12 protein-coding genes and 1 pseudogene are annotated in these 16,450 nt (G+C 45.3%); 2 read left to right on the plus strand and 11 right to left on the minus strand.

Features of this window, described 5'->3' with window-relative positions:
• Positions 1-15 precede the first annotated feature (15 nt).
• From DSM107010_RS15175 to DSM107010_RS15225, 11 genes and pseudogenes are all read right to left on the minus strand, one after another.
• Positions 16-1,677 (minus strand): glycosyltransferase family 4 protein, encoded by a 1,662-nt coding sequence (locus DSM107010_RS15175; protein WP_106166153.1) that lies wholly within the window; start codon positions 1,675-1,677, stop codon positions 16-18.
• A 47-nt stretch (positions 1,678-1,724) separates the two neighbouring features.
• Positions 1,725-2,888 (minus strand): DegT/DnrJ/EryC1/StrS family aminotransferase, encoded by a 1,164-nt coding sequence (locus tag DSM107010_RS15180; RefSeq protein ID WP_106166154.1) that lies wholly within the window; start codon positions 2,886-2,888, stop codon positions 1,725-1,727.
• A complete protein-coding gene (locus tag DSM107010_RS15185) occupies positions 2,881-3,855 on the minus strand; it encodes an SDR family NAD(P)-dependent oxidoreductase (RefSeq protein ID WP_106166155.1) in 975 nt (324 codons plus the stop codon). The genes DSM107010_RS15180 and DSM107010_RS15185 overlap by 8 nt, the downstream gene beginning before the upstream one ends.
• A gap of 5 nt (positions 3,856-3,860) precedes the next feature.
• Positions 3,861-4,556 (minus strand): acyltransferase, encoded by a 696-nt coding sequence (locus DSM107010_RS42245; RefSeq protein WP_015152898.1) that lies wholly within the window; start codon positions 4,554-4,556, stop codon positions 3,861-3,863.
• The gene (locus tag DSM107010_RS15195; protein WP_106166156.1) at positions 4,529-5,650 is read right to left on the minus strand and encodes a DegT/DnrJ/EryC1/StrS family aminotransferase; all 1,122 of its coding nucleotides are present in this window, start codon (positions 5,648-5,650) and stop codon (positions 4,529-4,531) included. The genes DSM107010_RS42245 and DSM107010_RS15195 overlap by 28 nt, the downstream gene beginning before the upstream one ends.
• Complete coding sequence (locus DSM107010_RS15200) at positions 5,647-6,774, minus strand: Gfo/Idh/MocA family protein (RefSeq protein ID WP_199755561.1); 1,128 nt, start codon at positions 6,772-6,774, stop codon at positions 5,647-5,649. The genes DSM107010_RS15195 and DSM107010_RS15200 overlap by 4 nt, the downstream gene beginning before the upstream one ends.
• 82 nt (positions 6,775-6,856) lie before the next feature.
• The gene (locus DSM107010_RS15205) at positions 6,857-7,837 is read right to left on the minus strand and encodes a hypothetical protein (RefSeq protein ID WP_106166157.1); all 981 of its coding nucleotides are present in this window, start codon (positions 7,835-7,837) and stop codon (positions 6,857-6,859) included.
• A gap of 12 nt (positions 7,838-7,849) precedes the next feature.
• Positions 7,850-10,072, minus strand: a pseudogene (locus DSM107010_RS15210) (N,N-dimethylformamidase beta subunit family domain-containing protein); the annotation flags it as partial.
• A 55-nt stretch (positions 10,073-10,127) separates the two neighbouring features.
• Positions 10,128-10,640, minus strand: coding sequence for an acyltransferase (locus DSM107010_RS42250; protein WP_015152903.1), 513 nt, complete (start codon positions 10,638-10,640; stop codon positions 10,128-10,130).
• A gap of 46 nt (positions 10,641-10,686) precedes the next feature.
• Positions 10,687-12,000, minus strand: a complete 1,314-nt coding sequence (locus tag DSM107010_RS15220) for an ABC transporter ATP-binding protein (RefSeq protein WP_106166159.1) — start codon at positions 11,998-12,000, stop codon at positions 10,687-10,689.
• A gap of 84 nt (positions 12,001-12,084) precedes the next feature.
• Positions 12,085-12,909: an ABC transporter permease gene (locus DSM107010_RS15225; protein WP_127023297.1), complete on the minus strand. Its 825-nt coding sequence runs from the start codon at positions 12,907-12,909 to the stop codon at positions 12,085-12,087.
• Between the two features lie 49 nt (positions 12,910-12,958).
• On the opposite strand from DSM107010_RS15225, the gene DSM107010_RS15230 reads away from it, so the two are divergent.
• Together DSM107010_RS15230 and DSM107010_RS15235 are read left to right on the plus strand one after the other, a co-directional pair.
• Positions 12,959-13,138: a hypothetical protein gene (locus DSM107010_RS15230; protein ID WP_127023300.1), complete on the plus strand. Its 180-nt coding sequence runs from the start codon at positions 12,959-12,961 to the stop codon at positions 13,136-13,138.
• Between the two features lie 1,016 nt (positions 13,139-14,154).
• Positions 14,155-16,428: a GumC family protein gene (locus tag DSM107010_RS15235; protein ID WP_127023302.1), complete on the plus strand. Its 2,274-nt coding sequence runs from the start codon at positions 14,155-14,157 to the stop codon at positions 16,426-16,428.
• Positions 16,429-16,450 lie beyond the last annotated feature (22 nt).

The raw sequence follows: 16,450 nt of genomic DNA on the forward strand, positions 1-16,450 counted from the left end.
AAGATAAAAATTTGATTAACGTCTTCGTAAAAAATGCCAGTGCGAGTAGTTTCGACGCAACAAGTAATAGCGCGATCGCAATTTTTCTGGGAGTAAAAAATTCAGATGATTATTACGAAAACCGTATTTTTTGACCAAGTTGAGCCACAACTGTAGCCGTTGTTTGAATGGCATTAGCGGCATATGCCAATGCATAACTGTTTTTATATCGGTTTGATTGACGCTTGGTAAGAAGATATCTGGCTCACCTAAAGACATCTCATCCACTAAATCTAAGGTCGCAGTTTTTTTAGGTAGAGCTACAACATAAGAATAAAGCTCGTTTAAAGCATTCTGCCAATGACTACCCCAATGAGTTGCGGCTATTTTATTTCTGGTGGCTTCCCCAAGCGATAGACGAAACTCTTCATCTTCAACTAAGCGGGACAAAACTGCTGTATACTCTTCTAGATCCCGCACTCGAATCAAATTACCAGTCAAACCAGGCATATCAGAGCCAAGAACGCCGCATAGATCGGAAGAGTATGGGTAGCGACTCACCGAGGGTACGCCGTAGCTGCCAGCTTCTAGTATGGATGTAATGGAAACGAAAGGAAATGAGTCAACATAGATGTCGGCAGCTTGATAAAATACAGCGGTATCTTTAGTTTCTCCCAAGACTTGAATTCTTCCCTGGGTTTGCTGGATCGCTGCCGACCAATCTTCGTCGCTATGACCTGGACCGATCGCAACCAAGATCGCTCGATCGTATCGCTTTAGTAATTCAACGTGAGCATCAGCAAAACTAACGCCATCAACCGTTTTATATTTAACTGCTCTGGCAATGGAGAGCAGCATGATACTGTTTTCGTCAATTCCAAGTTGTTGCTTGGCTTGCGATCGCGACAGTTTTCTACAAGCTGGTTCTAAAATCGTCGCAAGCAGCAGGTTACGCTTTGCCTCAATCCCTCGGCGCTGTTGAGATAAATGCATTCCCGACTCGCGGAGATTCGCGATCGCGTCACTGACAGCAGCTCCTACCCAAAACCAATGGTCGCCGTGATTTGTATAGACAATTGCGGGAGATTGTGCTTTATTAGCAAATGCAATTGTTGGTACAACATCGTACTCCCAGGTATGTAGCACGACGATATCTGCTGTTGCGGCACATTCGCGTAGCCTCTTGGCACGCGAGATAATTCCGCCATTACGGTCGTTTAATACGTAAATCCTGCCCTGGCTATTGGCTACAGCATCTTTCAGGGTTTGAGGAATTTCGTTCAGTGCTTGCCTTGTTAAAGCAACTGAGTGCGATCGCTCGGTATCCTGTTGAATCCAGCGCCGCAAGAGTCTAGGTATACCGCCGATATCAGAAAGATGGGTAGATACGTGAAGTACGTGCTTCACCGTTTTGGGCAATGCAGTCTCCTTTTGAGGAGCGAAAGCGATTGGGATTGCCTTGCGTCCAATGGTAAGAAGGAGCTGCTCTAGTTCGGAGCTGACGAAAAAACCACAATGGTTCAACTGAGCGTAGTTAGCTGCAATCTGCCCGTACACCGCTGCTGCTTCGTAGTTGCCTTGCTGCGCTAAGTCTTTTGCTTGCGAGATCAGGCTGCGAAATGTCGCAAAGTTTTGTGGGATGAGCTGGCGACCTTCTGCTTGCCAAAGGCTGAGTGTTTTGTTAGCTAGTGTTTCCATATACTTTCTCTCGATCTGCTCCTGCTAGATTGCACTCAGCACAACACTTAAAGACAAACAGTTTTCAAAACCGCGATCGCCCGCTCTTGTTCCGACTCCGTCATTTGGTGGAAAAGTGGTAATATGATGGCGCGATCGGTAGCTTCTTCGCTTTCGATGAGGCGATCGCTTCCACAAGACCAAGCCTCAATTTGATATGCCGCTTCGCGGTGAGCGCACATAATCCCCCGTCGCGTGGAAATTCCCGCATCCAACATCGCTTGCATGACTTGCACCTGGTCGCACTGCTGGGGTAAGCGGACGCAATAGCTCTGCCAGTTACTTTTTGCCCAATTTGGCTCGGTGGGTAATTTTAATCCAGGCACGTCTGAGAGCTGTTCGTGGTATCGCTGTGCTAGGTAGCGGCGACGTGCGACAATCTCCGGCAAGCGTTTGAGCTGTTCCCGTCCTACTGCCGCTTGAATGTCGGTCATCCGGTAGTTGTAGCCCAACATCGGGTAAGTCTCGAAAATCACTTGTTTCGCGCCGTGGCGGACAGTATCGGGGACGCTCATGCCGTGTTGTCGCCACAGACGAAACTGTTTGTCCCATTCAGGATTGCTGGTGGTTAGCATTCCACCATCACCAGTCGTAATTACCTTGCGGGGATGGAAGGAAAAACAGGCAATATCGCCGTGGGGTTTGCCGATTTTTTCCCACTGTCCTTCCCAGAGAATTTCACTACCAATGGCGCAGGCTGCATCTTCAATAACTGGCAAATTGTAGCGCCGCGCAACCTCCACAATCGCTTTGAGGTCGCAAGGCATTCCCATTTGGTGGACGACCAGAATCGCGCGGGTGCGATCGCTCACGACTGCTTCGATTAAAGTGGGATTAATGTTGTAAGTGTGCGGCTCGATATCGACAAATACGGGGATCGCGCCGCAATAGCGAATGCTATTCGCAGTGGCAATATAAGAATGACTGACGGTAATTACCTCATCCCCAGGCTGCACGCCTACGGCTAACAGAGCTAGATGCAATGCCGTGGTGCAATTAGAAACCGCACAAGCAGACTTTGCCCCTACATAAGTTGCAAATTCCTGCTCGAAAGCGGCGACTTCGGGTCCTTGCGTTACCCAACCGGACATAATCGCTTGCTTAGCGGCATCTGCCTCGGCTTCACCCATCCAAGGTTTGGCAATTGGAATATTCTGCATCTGCTCAGACATTGCTTGTTTCCTTTGCCAGCTTTTGTTCGCGCCACCATTTGACAAGCTGACATAACCCCTCTTCTAGAGAGACTTGCGCCTCAAAACCCAATAAATCTCTAGCTTTGCTGACATCTGCTAGTCGGCGCTGTACGGGGTTGACTTTGCGTTCTGCACCATACTCTGGCTGTAAATCTGACCCCATCACTCTAGCCAAACTGTAGGCAAGATCGTTCAAACTGCTTTCTACACCGCTAGCAATGTTAAAGACTTCGTCCGTCACATCGGCTTTAGCAGCTAAAATATTTGCCCTGGCGATATCTTCGATGTAGACAAAATCCATTGTCTGCTTGCCATCACCAAAAATCAGTGGCGGTTGACCTGCGCTAATGCGTTCCATCCAGCGGATCAGCACTTCGGTGTAAACGCCATAAATATCCATCCGGGGACCATAGACGTTGAAGTAACGCAAGGCTACGTAATCCAATCCGTACATGTCATGGAAGCTACGTAACAGCCCTTCGTTAAATGTCTTGGCTGCACCGTAAATCGTGCGGTTGTTGTAGGGATGGTGCGCTTCTGTGGTGGGGAACTCCTCTGCCATGCCGTAGATTGAAGCTGAGGAGGCGGCGACTACTTTTTTGACTCCAGCATTCACCGCAGCTTCCAAGACGTTGAAAGTCCCATTTGCTAGGACTTCCATCGCCAAGCGCGGTTCTTGGGCGCATTGAGTAATGCGAATCGCTGCCTGGTGGAAGACGATATCCACACCTTGCATCAGATCGGCAAGCAGTTGGCGATCGCGGATGTCACCTTCGACAATGACTAAATGTCCGCGTTCTTGCGCTTGAGCTAAGTTTTGGCGCTGTCCGCGAGTAAAATCATCCAAAACTATAATTTCAGCAACTTCTTCTTTAACTAATAAATCGGCAATATGGGAACCAACTAAACCCGCGCCGCCTGTAATTAATACACGTTTATTTTGCATATGCTTTAATTGCTTTGTAATGGTTCATATCCTTCTCGCCAGCGTAAAAACCGAGCAGGAACGCCAGCAACGACGGCAAATGGTGGTACATCTTTGGTGACAACGGCTCCAGCACCAACAATACTACCTTTACCAATCGTTACCCCAGGAAGAATGACGGCATTCATCCCTATATCAGCTCCTGTTTCTACTTTTACCGATTTAATTTCCAGGTCGGTTTGAATAATCGGAACATCAATGGGGAATGCGGTATGAGTTGAACCAAGCACTTTTGCTCCTGGTCCCCATCCCACATAATCTTCAATTATCAAGTCACGCGCATCAAAGTAACTCTGCGGACCGATCCAAACGTAGTTACCGATCGCGCACTTGCCATCGAAGCGTCCTTGAATGTAACTTTGCGAACCAATGAAAACGCGATCGCCAATCTCAAATGTTTCTAAATGTTTGAAGCCAACACCGCTACCAATCCGAATGCCATGACCGAATTGACGTGCCATTGTACGCCAAATAATTCGTCGCATTAACAAGTCAAAATCACCCTCGCCAATCGTGAAGCGATTGTACAATTCGAGTAATTGGTCATTACTGTGCTGATGGCGCAAATGTTTTGCCATCCCCACTTCAAACTCTGGGTCTGGTTTCAGCTCTTGGGAGCCGTGTGTAGCTGCAACTACCCTACTTTTTGCCAATTCATACATGGAAGATTCTCGCGTACTACAGCACTTACAACTTCTAATTGGTTGAGAGCAAGTTCGGCATACATGGGTAAAGAAAGAACTTCCCTCGCTGCTCGTTCGGCGTGGGGAAAATCCCCAGGTTGATACCCTAATTCGGCGTAAGCTGGTTGTAGGTGTACCGGAATCGGATAGTGAATGCCTGTTTGAATCCCCTGCTTGTGTAGTATCTGTTGCAACCAATCTCGTTGGGGCGATCGCACGGCGTAGACGTGGTAAACGTGATAACTGTATGGCATGACAGCAGGAGTAGACACCTCCGAACTTGCCAGTAACTTATCATACTGAGCGGCGTGTGTTCTTCTTGCCTCTGTCCATTTGTCTAAATGACGTAACTTCACCCGCAAGATCGCTCCCTGGATGCCATCCATGCGGTAGTTATAGCCTTTGAGCAGGTGATGGTATTTCTGTTCTTGTCCCCAATCGCGCAGCATCCGCATTTTGCGCTCGTATTCGGGATTGCTGGTGACGACCATACCACCTTCACCACACGCCCCTAAGTTCTTTCCAGGATAGAAACTGAAACAACCGATGTCGCCAAGACTACCAACTCGCTGCCCTTTGTACTCGGCTCTGTGTGCCTGTGCTGCATCTTCAATCACAACGAGACCGTGACGGCGAGCGATGTCGAGAATCGGTTCCATGTCGGCTGGTTGACCGTACAGATGCACTGGTAGGATCGCTTTGGTGCGCTCGGTGATTGCTGCTTCAATCTGGGTTACGTCCATCGTGTATGACACGGGATCGATATCGACGAAGACAGGTTTAGCACCGGTGTAACAAATGGCGGCTGTGGTAGCAACGAAAGTAAAAGGCACGGTAATTACTTCGTCACCCGCACCAATTCCAGCGGCTAATAATGCTAGGTGGAGAGCGCTAGTGCCTGTATTGACAGCAATACCAGAATCGGCATTACAGTAATGAGCGAATTCTTCTTCGAGAGCAACAACCTCGCTACCTAGCACAAATTGCGTGCTTTCTAAAGCTTTAAAAACAGCAGCATCAATTTCGTCTTTAATGCTCAAATACTGCGCTTTTAAGTCTACGAATGGGATCATACTGCTACCTCCACTCCGCTTAGTTCAACTAATTGACCTTGCTGCTTGATGGACTGGGTAGCAGCCTCTAGAATTCTGACGACCCGCAGTCCTGCTTCCCCATCGGTAATTGGACGTTTGCCTTGCTGGATGCAATCAACAAAGTGTAATGCCTCGGTTTGCAACGCTTCAGTCATATCTAACTTTGGCGACCACATATCTCCGGTGCGATAGCCCACTAACATTTGGTAAACGTTCTCAGGACTGCCATTGACTGTAATTCCTTTGTCGTATACCTTAATCTTTTCACTTGGTTCCAAGTCGTCATAGCAGATCATTTTTTGACTGCCCCCAAGCAGGGTACGACGAACTTTAACTGGCGCTAGCCAATTTACGTGAATGTGGGCGATCGCGCTGTTGTCGAAAAATAATGTTAGGTAGGCAATGTTTTCTGGTTCGCCTGGAATGTGACTCATCCCTGTCGCCGAGACAGCGGTTGGCTTAGCTTGTAACACGTAGTCCATAATCGAGAGGTCGTGGACTGCCAAATCCCAAATCACATTCACATCGTGCTGGAACAGCCCCAAGTTGACCCGGACAGAATCGTAGTAATAAACGTCGCCTATTGCTTTGCTGGCAACGAGTTCTTGCATCTTACGGACTGCGCCCGTGTAAACAAAGGTGTGGTCTACCATCAATACCAAATTCCGCCGTTGAGCCTCCTCAATCAGTCTGATGGCTTGTTGGGAACTGACAGTCATTGGTTTTTCGACGAGTACGTGTTTGCCAGCCTGCAAAGCTGCTAAGGCTAAGTCGTAATGAGTCGAAACTGGGGTCGCGATCGCGATCGCATCGATATTTGGATCTGCAAATAAGTCTTGGCTATCTGTCGTTACTTTCACGGCTGGGTAACGCGATTGCACTTTAGCTAGCCTTTCTATTTTAAAATCGCTCACAGCTACGACCTTTGCTCCTGGGAGATCGGCAAAGGTACGGACTAAATTGGGACCCCAATAGCCATAGCCTATGACACCAATATTAATTGTATGAATTGCCGAATTTTGCTTGCCTGTACAAATATTTCCCTGCTCGGGAGAAGTACTTGAATCGAGATTTTGTGTTAAGCGATCGCGAGTATTTGTCATAGGAGTAGATCGGTAGAAGTAAGGTTACAAAACTTCAATTACTAAAAAAAACGATAGCGATCGATCGGTTAGCTAATAGTTTTTAGACTTTGCTAAAAGCAATCTTATCAACGGCAAATTTTCTAAGAAATTGCATCTGTCCGGTTTGCAGATCGACAGAAAATAAAGAATTACTGCCTTCTAGATTGGGATCGGCAAGTGCAAATAGTTGATTGGAGGGAGAAAAGGCGAGACATGCCAAGTCATTTGATAAAGGACGACCGTTAAACCTCAGTTCCACTAAATTGATAACTCTTCCTCTACCAGTGATCGGAGACTTATTTGTTAGATCGAACTGCACCAGAATTGGGTTGCCACCAGGATCGATACTAGTACCGTAAATGTTGCCATCCGAGGATTGGGCGAGATTGCTGTACCGATTAAATGGAGGTAAATTTGGTAGATCGGAGCGAGAATCGACTTGACCTGATTTTGAGTCAATTAATCCTAGCTCGAAAGGCGGTTGACCTTGGGTAAGGCTAACAATACCTAGAAGTTGGTCTTGTTGAATGGCGAGTAGGCTCTCAATTGTATTGTTCTTTTTGATTTTTTTGGCTTTCAAGCCTTTTGTGGCGGACTTCTTACTATCTGGACTGAAAACGATGAAGCGATTTAGATCGCCCTTGCGAGTCGATGCTAGAGCCGCAACCACAAATGTCCCATCTGATAAGGCAGTAAAACCAGTGATTCGTTCGCTCTGCTTTTTGATGATGAAAGCTTTACTTGCAGTTTCAGTTGCGTCCTGTTGATTTTGAACGGCTTGTTCGGCAATTTCAATAGATAACGATTCTTGACCTGTGGTAAGGTCTAAGGATTGCAAAATCATTCCAGGAGTTTTGTTTGCTGCTTTCTCATCAACTAAGTCTTCTGTGATGCTGCTGCTGGCAGGGGTTAGGCGCACGCCGTAAATGACGAGTTGTGTTTGGGCAACTGTTTTTTTGGCTGCTAAATTGGAGAGTACGGTTGTAGCGGCACTAGCGATCGCTAGCTGACCGAATCGGCGGCGTTTTAATCTCAAGTTCATACGAAGTTATTCTTAAGGCACAATTATGTTGACATCTGGAGACTGAGGCTTAGCCCCCAAGTCTGCTAGTACGTTGACAGCAATTTGCTTAGCGCGTATATCTTCGCGGTTGACCCGAGCGCCATCAGTATCCAACCCAAACATCCAATGAACCGATCCAGTCGCAAATACCTTAGCGCCACTGGCAGCAGTGTAACGGGCTGCGTTGGAAAGATTGATATTAGTTCCAGGTGGGAGATCGGAATCAAAGGAACCGTTGGGGTTAACTGCTGATTCGCTCAAAACGACAAGATTGCTGGGGGCAGCACCATTATTAATCGCTGCATCCCATTCATAACCCACTAACCCACTTAGCGTGTCTCCATTGTTCAAGTTGGTGTTGGCGTAGTAAGGATCGCTACTATTGGTGACAACAAAATCATACCCGCCGTAGTAAGGGTTATTGTAATCGTAAGTCCAATACAACCCCCCATTATCGCCTGTATACATGACACCGATCAAAGCGTTTTCAGGTCGATTGTTTTGTTGGCTGCGGAACTTGTTCGTAGGTGCGACGGGATCTGTCACATCCTTATAGCACGCCATGATGCGGTTGTTTCCGCCAGTGGGGCTATTTTCAAACCGAACTCGCCAATAGCAAGTGTTGGCTGAGAAGAAAGCTAAATTAACTCCTGCGTCCCTGGCTTGTTCGACAGCATTTCTCGCTTCTAGCGACCAATATTCGTCATGACCGACGGATAAAAATATTTTGTGCTGTCGCAATAGCTGTGGGTTTTCATGAACGTCCATGTTCGTGACGTAAGAGACGTTATAGCCCTGAGACTCTAACCATCGCACCATATGACGCTCCCAGCGTAATATCGAGTGCATTTCTTCGGGACGGATACTAGCGGCTGAAAACGGGCGATCGTAAGAAACCTTCAGTGCTTTTTGACCGCCAATACTGTTATATGTGTATAAACTGTAACCGCCAAAAGTGCTATAAGCTAAATATGTGGTAAAGCTACTCTGGAATAAGATGTCAGAAGTACTGCTGTCATCGCGGACAACGAACCATATCTGTGACTGTTTACCAGTTGCTAAGATGGTCAGCTTCGCAAAATACAAACCGCTCGTCCAATCATTACCTATTGCCAGCGTATAGGAAGTTGCCCAGTTACACTCGATCAGGCGGGTCGTACTGTCGAAGGTACAAGCAGGCTGCGTAGTTCCATTCAGCGCACCACTGCTAGCGACTAATCGCGCTCCCGCACCTTCGTAGTAACCTAAGCGATACACGTCAATAGTGAATTGCGCACTGTATCCTAGAGAAACTTTAATTGGCAGCGATCCGCCCTTATTGACGCTGGTTGCACCAGCATAGCCACAGATCTCACCATTTGTATCGTAGTTAGAGTTGGGGATTCTCCAGTCGGGATTACCTGGTTTTTGGTTTTCTAGGTAGATGGGGTTGGGGTTGGTGGGATTGGCTCTGGTGGTAAAAGCAGTAAAAGTCACGCTGCCTATATTATCGGCTGTTGCAATAACTGTATTTGCTGCGCCACCCGTCGTTCCTAAAGTCAATGTTGTACTTGCTTGTCCGTTGGCATTGGTGACGGCGCTGGTAGGTGAAACGGAACCACCCCCACCACTTACGGCAAAATTGACAGTCACCCCTGATTGAGGGCTGCCAGCAGGGTTTCTCACTTGAACGACTAATGGGTTAGCTAGGGTTGTCCCTACTCCGCCACTCTGATTATCACCGCTGACTTTAGAAATCGTGGAAACAGGGGTAGCGGAGAAGACTACATCGCGGTAATAGTTGGTGTTGCGATAAGAACTGCTGGGAAAAGCGCCTGGACTTACGTTGTAAACTCCGTTGCTGCCGTCAGCGACTGAGCTAAGGTCGCCGTTGACAATTGAGCTTGCCAATTCATCGTTATAAGCAGCATAGAAGCTGTTGATGTTGACAGAAACCACATAAGTTGTATTGGCTTGAATGTTCAGCGGTGTGCTGAGAGCTTGCTGCTGCCATCCTGATGCTGTCTCATTTGAGAAGCTCACAGTTGCCAATGGAGTGCCACCACCTGCTGCCCAGATTTTGCCAGTATGATTACCAGTCTCGCTTGCAGCTTTCCAAAATCGAATTGCAGTTATCTGACCAACGCTTGTACTGCGGAATTTCATCCCCAGTTCGTAAGGAACTCCGTCGCTAAGATTTTGAATATTAGGTGTTTGTGTGGTAAATAATGTCTGCTCAGTCTGAGCTTGAGCTATAAGAAATTCATCTAGATTGAATTGTTCGGTCATTTCAAACACTCGCTTTTGAGCCGTTATTCATTAATTCGCCTCCATCGGCAATATTGCCGACTACCCGCGCGGGGACTCCCACTACAGTTGCGCGATCGGGAACATCGCGAGTCACAACTGCTCCAGCGCCAACTATGGCATTTTCTCCAATTGTGACTCCTGGCAGGATAGTGGCATTGCTGCCAATAGAAGCACGACGCTTTACTCTGGTTTCAATGACAGACCAGTCAGCTTCGGTTTGCAGGCTGCTATCTTCGTTGGTGGCACGAGGGTAAAGGTCGTTGGTGAACATAACTCCATGACCGATAAATACTTCGTCTTCTATAACCACACCCTCGCAGATAAAAGTATGCGATGATACTTTACACCTAGCACCAACGACCGCATTTTTTTGAATTTCTACAAAAGTACCAATTTTGGTTTCAGCACCAATTTTGCAACCATAAAGATTGACTAATTGTGGATGAAAAATACTCACGCGATCGCCTAGTTCTACATCATGATTTATTGCCATCTTTTTTTAGTCTTAACTATAATTAAACCTGAAAACTGCCATTCGATTAATTAAATTTTTCTGTCAAAACTTTTTCTGATGGAACTGCGTGCCAAATCGCATCTTCCAAGTAAACACACTCATCCGATTGCCACGGGTACTCTTCCCGCTCGATCCCGTGCATCGTGACTTCAAACGGACAAATATTTCTCACATTTTCTAGTAAATTACTACCTCGTCGCTCTGAAAACCATGTTGTTAGAGTATACAAGCCCATATAGAGTCTAAATTTGGGGATCTCACATCGGAGAATAAACAATCCTGCTTCTCGACGAAAGGGAAGTTGCCGATCGAAATTCCAAAAAATACACACTGGTTGTTGAAACTCATTCATTATCTGGAAGGAAAAGCACAGACTTTCATGCGGTTGAGTAACTTGTAAGGCAAACTCAAAAGAAATTGCTTCTCCCCAGCAGTGAACTCCTTGTTCCTCAGAAGTATGTACTTTCACCCAAGCTAGATAGTTGCCAGTCTTATCTAAAGGAGCTTGGTAATAAGCTGGTTGCTCGTCAGCCATTTTTTGTCCGGCAATATATAACCGTACAGCCGTGTCAGTAGCACCATCAAATTGAACGTTCCCTTTTGAAAGTAAGATGCATCGCTTAGTTAATTGCGCGATCGCCTGCATACTGTGGCTGACAAACAAAACTGTTCGTCCTTCTTTGGTAGCCACGTCGTTCATTTTTCCCAAACACTTCTTTTGAAAGGCTGAGTCACCTACTGCTAAAACTTCATCTACAATCAAAACATCTGGTTCTAAGTAAGCTGCTACTGCAAAGGCAAGACGCACGTACATGCCAGAAGAGTAGCGCTTGACTGGGGTATCTAAAAACTTCTCGACTTCAGCGAAATCAACAATTTCATCGAACTTCTTTTTAATTTCAGCTCGACTCATGCCAAGAATGGAGCCGTTCAGATAGATATTTTCTCTTCCAGTGAGTTCTGGATGAAAGCCAGTACCGACTTCTAATAAACTAGCGACTCGTCCGGCGATCTCTATGCTGCCAGTGGTAGGTTCGGTAATGCGGCTCAAAAGTTTTAAGAGTGTCGATTTACCTGCGCCATTGCGTCCAATAATTCCAACTGCTTCGCCTTGCTTAATCTCAAAGGAAACATCCTTGAGCGCCCAAAATTCTTCAAGATTAGATTGAAAGTTTTGTTTACCATTCTGTTGCAAAAATGTTTTAGAAAACCTTTGAATCTTATTCCCGATGACATCTCTTAAAGTCTTATAGCGATAGAAACCAGCGGGTTTTTCTCTTTGGTGACTGATGATGTATTTCTTTCCCAGTTGCTCAATGCGAATAAGCGGCTCGGACACGCACTCAACTCCTGATAATACAATTCCTAATAATACAACCTATATTGGCTTGGCGATCGCCAAATTCAAATTGCAAATTCCAATTTAAATAATGTCAGCGAAAGTTCGTTCCATTTTACGGAAATACCAAACTCCGCTCGCGACCAGCAAAATAACAATTCCCACTGACAAAATGAATCCTGGGAGATAAATGTTTGATTCACCGCCTAAAATTGCCCAGCGGAAACCATCAATCACTCCTACCATAGGGTTCAAAGAGTAGAGTAAACGCCATTGTTCCGGGACGATCTTGCTACTAAAACCTACAGGTGAGATATACAGACCAAACTGAACGATAAATGGCACGACATAGCGAAAATCCCGATATTCTACGTTCAGCGCCGCTAACCAAAGCCCTCCTCCTACAGCAGCAGCAAAGGCAATTAAAATAAATAAGGGTAATGTCAAGATGCGCCAATCGGGAATAAAATTGTACCAAGCCATCAAAGCTAGTAGAATCATGCCTGAAATCATAAAATCTACAAAGCTGACAATCACTGCACTGGCGGGTACAATTAAGCGAGGAAAGTAAACTTTAGAAATTAAATTGGTATTGACGATTAAACTATTACTGGACTCAGATAAGGAATTAGCAAAAAACTGCCAAGGTAACATGGCTGCAAATACCAAAATTGGGTATGGTGCGCCTTCTGAAGGTAGCTTTGCCAAGTTGCCAAACACGACTGTAAATACAACCATTGTGAGAAATGGTCGAATTAAAGCCCAAGCAATGCCTATAGCTGTTTGCTTGTAACGCACGAGAATGTCTCGCCAAGCCAAGAAGTAGAATAGCTCTCGGTAACGCCACAGATCCAGCCAATACTGGCTCTCAGTACGACCAGCTTGTATAGTTAGTTTTCTCGTCTGCATATGCTTACAGCTACCAGCCTACCTAATAGTTTCATTTGACTCTATATGCATGAACTTGCATTCAACGAATGACTATCCGCCATCTGCGGTCGATCCCAGCTCAAACCTTATGCAGATATCGGCAAGTTGCCATGCCAATCTCCTCACCTTGAGTCAGATGGTTGCAGACTTGCGCTATGTCATTTGCACGTTTGCCACCCTTACAGACTGGTTAACCTTACGGCACTGATGTAGCTAATGCGACAATGGCAGTACGGTTTGATTCTGCAAACGAGGCAATCGAGCTGTGATGGAAATTGCTTGAGAAACTAGCAATACCTGGCTCAGTGCAAAAAAAAACGGAGGCTAACTTGCTTACCAAATTCAGGTAAGGTCGTGTAGAGACGGTTTACGATCGCCAAGCAAGTGACACAAAGCGCCAAAACGGTTCGCGATCGCCAAGCGGCTATTCTAAATTTAAATGCTGTTTCTATAATCTAACCAGTAAAATTGAACCCCCCGAGCATTTGCTTGTACGTGCTGGTAATGCAAGCAAAGATTGCAGCTGCCATCTAAGGGATGTCCGGCTCCGGTAGCGCCGTGAGTGCTTCCAGGACTGGCTGATAGGATGACCAAATTGTATAAATAAATTTCGAGTTGTTACGTACATGTTTCTTAAGTAGCTCTCTCACCCACGATTTTCAACGAACTGCAAGAGCCTTGTCTGACTGGATCGCAAAGAATCGGTCGGCTCAGATCCCCTTACCTAGTTTGGTATCGCATCGATTTAGATTTGATACCAGCAGAAGCTACCGCTACCTCAGCAGATAACAGTTTCCTCCAACTAGATATTGTAATAGCTAAAAAAACTAATCAAATAGAGTAGACGTTTTGGTAGGTTGCATCAAAATCCCGTAGCAAGGATTGCAGAGATTTGTGTATAAGTTCATTCAATCACTGTAGTGATAGATATACAATAAAGAAAAAATAAAGATAATGTAAACTTTCTGTGAAGTACTTTACAGGAGATCCAGAAACCGAAATTTTGTTTAAAACGGATTGATAATCTTATAGACTAGGTGGTAGATTTATACATGCCCTCCCAATCGAGAGTAGCAAGGACTTGTTTTTAGTCGTATACGCACTCAACTCCCTAAAGAGGGAGACAAGTGGCGAGTAGACTGTGTATTCAGTTGAGTATCAGGCTGACTTCAGACTTGAGTAAGTTTCTAAGACCCGTTATTAAAAAATAAACAGAGTCTACATATGAGAAATGTTAGCTCCTCTCAACAGTTGCCTCCTCAGACCTACAGCCAGCAACTTCAGCCTCAACCTCAGCTCTACACGACTCAACCTGACGACGCTAATGAAGGTGGATTGAATGTCAGTTGGTTGCTAGGAGCGATTCGGCGCAGAATACTAACAATTCTGATCGGCACAACCGCAGTTGCCGGTGTATCTGTATTACTAGCTGCGACTGGTACTCCAACCTATGTCGCTAAGTTCGAGCTGTTAACCGAACCCGTGACTGCTGAAGATAAAGTTGTATCCTCTAAAGAGGAAGAGAAAGAAGAAAAGGATTCTCCGGGGTTAGATGAGACAACTTTGAAGGTTTTACAAAGTCCGAAGTTGATGTCCCCCATTACCCAAAAACTACAATTATATTACCCTGGTAGCAGCACGCCTCAATTGAACATTAAGCTGTTGCCCAACACAAATATTTTAGAAGTTAGCTATAAAGATCCTAATTTTGAAAAAGTTCAATTTGTCTTGGACACGGTAGCTGAGGCTTACTTAAAATACAGCCTAGAAGAACGTCAGACAGATGTTAATTTAGGAATTCAGTTTGTCGAATCTCAGCTACCACAATTGCAGCGGCAAGTTGAATTCTTGCAACAGCGCCTTCAAGGTTTTCGGCAACGACATGGTATTGTTAATTCCGATACTCAAGGTCAACATCTCTCTTATCAGCTCGATCGAATTGAACAGAAGCGACTGGAGATCCAGACTCAGTTATCTAGTAGCACAGCTTTTTACAATAATCTGTACGAAAAACTGCGATTGCAACCGGATACAGCGGCAGCAATTACCGAACTGAGCGAATCGTCTCACTATCTGAAGCTGTTCAATTTACTTCAAGATGTAGAAACTAAAATTGCGGCGAAATCGTCTCGTTACAAAGAAGATAGTCCTGAATTTCAATCTCTATTAGCTCAACAACAGCAGTTGTTGCAAGCTGTCAGAAAAGAGGAACGGCGAATCTTGGGAGATCGATTGTCAAATGGAACGACAGACTTGATAGACACAGCCTCTCCCGGTTCGGCTCGTTTAAGAGAAATTCAAAAATTGACTAATGCTGCTAAGCAAATTCAGTCCTTAAAAGCGCAAGACTACACCCTAAATAAGTCCGAGAACTTGTTAAGACAACAAGCTAAACAATTTCCGATAATTATTCGTCAGAAAGATGACTTAGAACGGCAGTTAAGAATTGCTTCCGATAACTTAAACCACTTTTTAACCAAGCGCGAAGCACTACGAATCGATGCTGCGCAAAAGCAAGTACCTTGGCAAATACTCACGCCTCCTAGCGAACCTCAAAATACCGCACCTACCGTTCAGCGTAATTTAGTTCTAGGCACAGCTTTAGGTTTATTAGTCAGTTTTGGAGTTGCTCTGCTTGTAGATAAACTTAACAACGTCTTTTATAACTCTGAAGAAATTAAAGATAAGACTAAATTGCTAATTTTAGGTGAAATTCCTAGCGTCAAATTCGATCGCAATAGTAGACTGGCGCAAAAAACTGAAGTTTCTGATTTCTGGGAGTCTTTCCGCTCTCTTTACACAAACGTTTCTTTTCTCGATTTTAATGGGACTGTTCGTTCTCTAGCGATCGTCTCAGCTGCTCCCGAAGATGGTAAATCAACAGTTGCATTGTACTTAGCTCAGACAGCAGCAGCAATGGGTAAAAGAGTTTTATTGGTTGATGCAAATTTGCGGACTCCCACCATTCATAAAATGTTAAATTTATCCAACGCGCAAGGACTGAGCAATGCGATCGCCGAAGGTTTAAACTTTCAGTATGCGATCCAACAAGTGCGTAATAGCTCTGAGGAAGCTGAGGATAATGGAGCTTTTCACGAGGCTACAGCGCACAGTAGAGAAATATCCAAGGATAACTTGTTTATCTTAACTGCTGGTTCAATTCCCCCGAATCCATCGATCCTGCTTTCATCACCGCAAATGCAAAGCTTGGCAGAGCAACTGCAACAAACTTTCGATTTAGTGATATACGATACATCTCACTTGATTGGTTTTGCTGATGCAAATCTTTTAGCTAGGCATGTGGATGCTAGCATTTTGACTGTAAGTATGGGTAAAACAAACTGTTCCGCTTTAGTCAAGGCATTAGAGCAGTTAAATTTCTCTGCCACACCAGTTTTAGGTGCAGTTGCTAGCGGTATTCAAAGACAGCCTAATAAACTCAGCTTTCTATCAAAGCGTAAATATGGCGCTCGCTTGTTCGCGCTCGATCGCGCCTGAAACTTAAATTATTGTATTTAGA

This window comes from Chroococcidiopsis cubana SAG 39.79, from assembly GCF_003991895.1.
GTDB lineage: Bacteria > Cyanobacteriota > Cyanobacteriia > Cyanobacteriales > Chroococcidiopsidaceae > Chroococcidiopsis > Chroococcidiopsis thermalis.

Excerpts from the sequence above, each read along its gene's own strand:
- DSM107010_RS15225 (WP_127023297.1), bottom strand. The coding sequence starts at position 12,909 with ATGCAGACGAGAAAACTAACTATACAAGCTGGTCGTACTGAGAGCCAG.
- DSM107010_RS15200 (WP_199755561.1), bottom strand. The coding sequence starts at position 6,774 with ATGACAAATACTCGCGATCGCTTAACACAAAATCTCGATTCAAGTACT.
- DSM107010_RS15180 (WP_106166154.1), bottom strand. The coding sequence starts at position 2,888 with ATGTCTGAGCAGATGCAGAATATTCCAATTGCCAAACCTTGGATGGGT.
- DSM107010_RS42245 (WP_015152898.1), bottom strand. The coding sequence starts at position 4,556 with ATGTATGAATTGGCAAAAAGTAGGGTAGTTGCAGCTACACACGGCTCC.
- DSM107010_RS42250 (WP_015152903.1), bottom strand. The coding sequence starts at position 10,640 with ATGGCAATAAATCATGATGTAGAACTAGGCGATCGCGTGAGTATTTTT.
- DSM107010_RS15230 (WP_127023300.1), top strand. The coding sequence starts at position 12,959 with ATGAACTTGCATTCAACGAATGACTATCCGCCATCTGCGGTCGATCCC.
- DSM107010_RS15205 (WP_106166157.1), bottom strand. The coding sequence starts at position 7,837 with ATGAACTTGAGATTAAAACGCCGCCGATTCGGTCAGCTAGCGATCGCT.
- DSM107010_RS15185 (WP_106166155.1), bottom strand. The coding sequence starts at position 3,855 with ATGCAAAATAAACGTGTATTAATTACAGGCGGCGCGGGTTTAGTTGGT.
- DSM107010_RS15235 (WP_127023302.1), top strand. The coding sequence starts at position 14,155 with ATGAGAAATGTTAGCTCCTCTCAACAGTTGCCTCCTCAGACCTACAGC.
- DSM107010_RS15195 (WP_106166156.1), bottom strand. The coding sequence starts at position 5,650 with ATGATCCCATTCGTAGACTTAAAAGCGCAGTATTTGAGCATTAAAGAC.
- DSM107010_RS15175 (WP_106166153.1), bottom strand. The coding sequence starts at position 1,677 with ATGGAAACACTAGCTAACAAAACACTCAGCCTTTGGCAAGCAGAAGGT.